The organism is Pectobacterium brasiliense (assembly GCF_013449685.1).
GTDB classification, from domain to species: domain Bacteria; phylum Pseudomonadota; class Gammaproteobacteria; order Enterobacterales; family Enterobacteriaceae; genus Pectobacterium; species Pectobacterium brasiliense_A.
The window spans coordinates 1-4,893 of the sequence record NZ_JACDSF010000065.1 but is presented as its reverse complement, the minus strand read 5'-3'; the positions used below and the strand labels follow the sequence as shown (position 1 = coordinate 4,893).

Sequence of the window (4,893 nt, the reverse complement as noted above, 5' to 3'; positions counted from 1 at the left end):
GTACAACTGTCTCTGGGTAGAGCACCGTGACAAGGGACGGCTTGAGCTGAATTTTGTTATCCCGAACATCGAATTGCAGAGTGGAAAACGGCTGCAACCCTACTTTGACCGCGCTGATCGTCCCAGAGTGAATGCGTGGCAGACGCTGACCAATGACCGCCTCGGATTACGCGATCCGAATGACCCCCTTAACCGCCGCCCGATGACGCAGGCCAGCGACTTACCCCGCGACAAACAGCAAGCCGCAGAGAAAATCACTACTGGCCTGATGAACCTGATGCAGCAGGGCGAGATCCGCAGTCGGCAGGATGTGGTTAAGCAGCTGGAGAGTTACGGCCTGAGTGTGGCGCGGGAAACCAAAAACAGTATCAGCATTGCCGATCCGGACGGCGGAAAAAATATCCGGTTGAAAGGAATGATTTATGAGCGAGATTTTAAATTTGGCGAAGGGCTTCGAGGAGAAATCGAAGCAGCAGGCGCAGGATACCGAGCAGAGCGTGAAGCGCGAGTTCGAGAGGCTGGAAACGTCTATCAGCGAGGACTTGAAATCAAGCTCGCAGAGCATCAGCAACGCTATCCGCGAACAGAACGACCAACTGACGGGCATAGTCAGATATTCCCTCCTGAGCGCACTGGGCTGGATATTCCTGTTCGCTGCGCTGCTGATAGTGATACTGGGCGGGATAATCTGGTATCAGGGAACGGTCATCACTTCCCGTCTGAACGAAATGGACAGCTACAGCCAGCAACTGGAGAGCCTGAAAGCCCAGAGCGGCGCAGGGGTGGCGATTTACAAGGACGACAAGCAGAAGAACACCTATCTGGTGGTACTGCCGAAGAAAGCGCATGGCACCGAAACCTACACATCGACAGCCGGAAACACCGTGATGAAGTACACCGCGAAATAACCCCGTCAGACACCACAGAAACATCACAGCACGTTTTTATCACTGAGGACAGGCAAAACCATGACCGAGATGGAAAGGCAGCTTCTGAGCGCCTTAGAAAGCTTACAAACAAGCTACGAACAACAGCAGCAGGCGTGGCAGGACAGTTACAGCAGCTTGCAACGCATGTTCGAGACTACCTCACAGGCACTGGAGCGCAACGACAGGGTATGTCTGAACTTGAGCAATCAGGTGAACGCCTTGCACGAACAGGTCGAACGCTTGAGCAGCGATCTGAGCCGATTAACACGCTCGTAAAGCAGCAGGAACGGCAGTTACAGCAGGAGAAGCAAGCAACCCGCTATCGAGGTCAGTCCATGTAACGTCTGATGGCACAGAAAGCGGCTTTCCAGAGCGCGCTCATTGGTGTACACTGTACATCAAAATATACAGGAGACAGCCGTGAGTCACGCGATTGAGTTTATCGAGACAACGATGTTTACCCGTCAGATAAAGCAAATCGCCACGGATGATGAACTCAAAGAACTCCAGAAAGAGCTTATCGAGTCACCGGACAAAGGTGACCTCATCCAAAAAACGGGCGGTCTGCGAAAGATCAGGATGGCGACGGGGAATCAGGGAAAGAGCGGCAGTGCGCGGGTGATTTACTTCCTTGCCACCGCCGAGGTGATTTATCTGGTGATGGCCTACCCTAAAAGCACCAAAGACAGCATAACAGACGCAGAGAAAGCAGAACTGAAGAAGCTGACCCAACGACTGAAAGACGAGGTGTAACATGAGTTTTTTTGACGAGCTGAAAGCCTCTCTGGAAGAGGCCATTGAAATCAAAAACGGAACCAAAGCCCCTGCTCGCGTGACCCGCTACGAGCTGGCAGACGTCAGGGCTATCAGGGAAAACCTGAATATTACTCAGAGTGAAATGGCGAAAGTGCTGGGAACCAGCCTCGATACCATTAAAAGCTGGGAAACCGGACGCCGTAACCCGACTGGACTGGCAGCAAAAGTGCTGGCCACCATTCAGGCTAACCCAAAGTTTTTTGATGAACTGGCGGCGCATTAAGCTGATGTGACAGAAGAAATTCGACAGGCGAGGCCGTTCGCGTGTAACTTTAACGGCAGCAGAAAAAACAAAGCCCCGGAAATCATGCTCTACTTTGGCGAGCGGACATGATAACCAGGGCCAGGTACGAAACCTAAGAAGGATATTAGCACATGAACCGTGCCAGACAACAGCCCGCCATAAGCGCAGGGCACATTGCGTAACGCAGCACTCGAACTTTTCAACGACCGCTTACCGCATAAACCGTACTTCTCGGATGATTTGCACTTTGGTGTCCGCATCGCAGGGAAAGAACGCGCCATTCTGGCTAAATATATCCAGTTCAATCAGCCTCACGCCATGTTCTGGCTGGGATTTGACGTTGATCGCATCGGTGCAGCCATTGACTGGAGTGACCGCAACGCCCCCTCGCCCACGCTGACCATCACTAACCCAGAAAACGGGCACGCGCACCTGCTTTACGCGCTGGAAACCTCGATACGTACCGCGCCAGACGGAAAAATGAAGCCATTACGCTACGCAGCTGCTGTAGAGAACGCGCTACGTAAAAAATTGGATGCAGATATTGGTTATTCAGGGCTGATTTGTCAGAACCCCAATCATGAACACTGGCAGGTTAACGCGTGGCAGACTGAGTTGTATACGCTGGATTGGCTTGCAGATTCTCTCGATTTAACTTCGGCCAATGACAAAGAAATCATCACTGACTATGGCCTCGGGCGTAATTGTCAGTTGTTTGAACAAACTCGCAAGTGGGCTTACAGAGCTATTAGACAGGGCTGGCCTGCATATGAACAGTGGCTACAAGCTTGTTTTGAACGCGCTAAAGCGTATAACTTTCAATTATTAATTCCACTCGATGAAAAAGAAGTTTTTGGAATAGCGAAAAGTATTTGTAAATGGACAATTTTGAAATTCAATAAGCAAGATTTTTCACTTATACAATCTAAAAGGGGAAAGGTTGGTGGTAAAAAATCATCGGGAGGAGGCAGACCATCACTTGGGAAGCCTTGGATCGATTTAGGTATTAGCCGAGCTACATTTTTTAGAAAAAGAAAAATTGATAATCAAGATTCAGGCGGATTACATCCTGAATCTTGATTATTGGATCACCAGAATTTAAGTTTCGATAGTATTTTTTTACCAGCGGCAACGACAGTTGCTGCTACTACTTCAACGACAACATCTTTTACGCTATCCCAAGCTTCTCCAGTCCACTCTTTAACGGTATCCCAAACTCCCTTTTCTGCGCTTTCTGCCATTTTTTCTGTTTTTATTTCTTCTCCCGCTTCGCGATAGAGAGCGTACTTTTTTTCCTTTGGGAGGATATCTATTATTGTTTCCATTGCTTCTGAGATATTAAACTTTCTTTTAACTGACGTTGGTATAATACGTGATGTAGGAACAGAGAAAGCGTTACTTACCTCGATAATCTTTTGATTTACACTAGCTAACTGCTCTTTTGTTGGAATGTTTTGTTTTTTATCCCAGAGAAGCTCACCGTCATCATCTTCCGTTGGTTCTATTTTATCTATTTGGTTGATGAAAAATACGACAGGACATTTTTCTATATTAGGTAATAAAATGTCGTTATATACCTTTTGAGAAATTGCGTAAGCTCTTTCGTCAGATTTTATTACCCATACAACCAAGTCTAATTTTGCAACATTCTCTTTATAGAGGTCATAATATTCCTTATCTCTTTCCAGAGTTTCACCAACGCCAGGGAAGTCAACTATTGTGAGCCCCCCTTCATTACCATCTTCTGATGGTATATGAATCTCTTGAATGTCTCTTGTGCAAGCGGCTACATTACTGACTGGTGCGACATCACGACCAAATAACGAATTACATAATGATGATTTACCAACACCAGTAGAACCAAAAATACCAACTCGCGGGGTATATCCTTTTACTTCTTTTATTTTTTTTGCAATTGCCTGTCTAATTTTTTCTTTACTACCACTATTCAAAGTTGACTTATCCATATGTTCCATTCAATAAACCTTTTTTCAAACATAGTTGTATGCAGTTTTGCATTAACTAAAAAAAACATTCTATAAGTGGTCTTTCATTCAAGCCAATAAATATTATCCAGCCCCATTTATCACATAGTGAGACTAAACAAGCCTTATCAGATAACAGCCTTCTTTCAGGAGGGCTTTGTTTTGTCTAAAACCTAAAGACCAGCTACAATCTAAACGTACTTAAGCCAGTACACACGGAGTCCCCTCTAATGAGGTGCCACCGTGACTGGTTCAGGGGGCTCGCCGCCCCCCGAAACCCCCGGCATCCACTGCGAAAAATTCTCACAGTGGTGCGAATTTTTTCTCAGCGGAGCCTATGGAAAAGCGAACGAAAGAGATCAAAATCCGCATGACCGAGACTGAGCATCAGCGTCTGCTTGAACGGTGTGACCGTATTCATCTCGCAGAGTGGTTGCGTCAGGTTGGTCTGGGAGAACAGACATCACGTAAACGGCCTGTTCCTGAGGTTGCGCCTGAATTGCTTCGGCAAGTGAGTGGAATGGGCAATAACCTGAATCAGATCGCTCGCCGACTGAATCAGTCCGACTCCCTGACGCCTTCTGAGCGTGTTTCACTGCTTTCCATCCTGAATAGTCTCGACCGTCAGCTAGGTGAATTACTGGAGCAGCACCGTGATTGTTAAAATCCATTCCCGTGGCGCAGGTTCTGGCAGTGGTCCGGTTGATTACCTGCTGGGAAAAGACCGTCAGCGAGAGCAAGCCACCGTATTACGGGGTGATCCTGACCGTGTATGCGAACTGATAGACAGCTGCGACTTTGCCCGTTCGTATACCTCCGGTGTGTTGTCTTTTCAGGAGCCGGATATCGCCGACTCTGAGAAATCCCGCCTGATGGACGAGTGGGAACAGACCCTCATGACCGGATTAGACCGTGACCA

The 4,893-nt window shown here is 47.7% G+C and carries 6 protein-coding genes and 3 pseudogenes; 8 read left to right on the top strand and 1 reads right to left on the bottom strand.

Going from position 1 to position 4,893, the window contains the following annotated elements; genetic code table 11:
* From H0248_RS22630 to H0248_RS19885, 6 genes and pseudogenes are all read left to right on the top strand, one after another.
* Positions 1–583 (top strand): annotated as a pseudogene (locus H0248_RS22630) (relaxase/mobilization nuclease domain-containing protein); the annotation flags it as partial.
* A pseudogene (locus tag H0248_RS22250) lies at positions 483–908 on the top strand (MbeB family mobilization protein); the annotation flags it as partial. The pseudogenes H0248_RS22630 and H0248_RS22250, both read left to right, overlap by 101 nt.
* 60 nt (positions 909–968) lie before the next feature.
* Complete coding sequence (locus tag H0248_RS19900; protein WP_078310517.1) at positions 969–1,205, top strand: MbeD family mobilization/exclusion protein; 237 nt, start codon at positions 969–971, stop codon at positions 1,203–1,205.
* A gap of 144 nt (positions 1,206–1,349) precedes the next feature.
* A complete protein-coding gene (locus tag H0248_RS19895; protein WP_064401063.1) occupies positions 1,350–1,682 on the top strand; it encodes a type II toxin-antitoxin system RelE/ParE family toxin in 333 nt (110 codons plus the stop codon).
* 1 nt (position 1,683) lies between these two features.
* A complete protein-coding gene (gene nadS, locus H0248_RS19890) occupies positions 1,684–1,968 on the top strand; it encodes a NadS family protein (RefSeq protein ID WP_180787216.1) in 285 nt (94 codons plus the stop codon).
* 195 nt (positions 1,969–2,163) lie between these two features.
* On the top strand, positions 2,164–3,069 hold the full coding sequence (locus H0248_RS19885) for a replication initiation protein (RefSeq protein WP_180787215.1): 906 nt from the start codon (positions 2,164–2,166) through the stop codon (positions 3,067–3,069).
* Positions 3,070–3,077: 8 nt separating this feature from the next.
* Here the strand turns inward: H0248_RS19885 and H0248_RS19880 are convergent, their stop codons facing one another.
* The gene (locus H0248_RS19880; protein ID WP_180787214.1) at positions 3,078–3,965 is read right to left on the bottom strand and encodes a GTPase family protein; all 888 of its coding nucleotides are present in this window, start codon (positions 3,963–3,965) and stop codon (positions 3,078–3,080) included.
* A 346-nt stretch (positions 3,966–4,311) separates the two neighbouring features.
* On the opposite strand from H0248_RS19880, the gene H0248_RS19875 reads away from it, so the two are divergent.
* Both H0248_RS19875 and H0248_RS19870 read left to right on the top strand, forming a co-directional pair.
* Positions 4,312–4,638, top strand: coding sequence for a MobC family plasmid mobilization relaxosome protein (locus H0248_RS19875; RefSeq protein WP_180787213.1), 327 nt, complete (start codon positions 4,312–4,314; stop codon positions 4,636–4,638).
* A pseudogene (locus H0248_RS19870) lies at positions 4,628–4,893 on the top strand (relaxase/mobilization nuclease domain-containing protein); the annotation flags it as partial. The gene H0248_RS19875 and the pseudogene H0248_RS19870, both read left to right, overlap by 11 nt.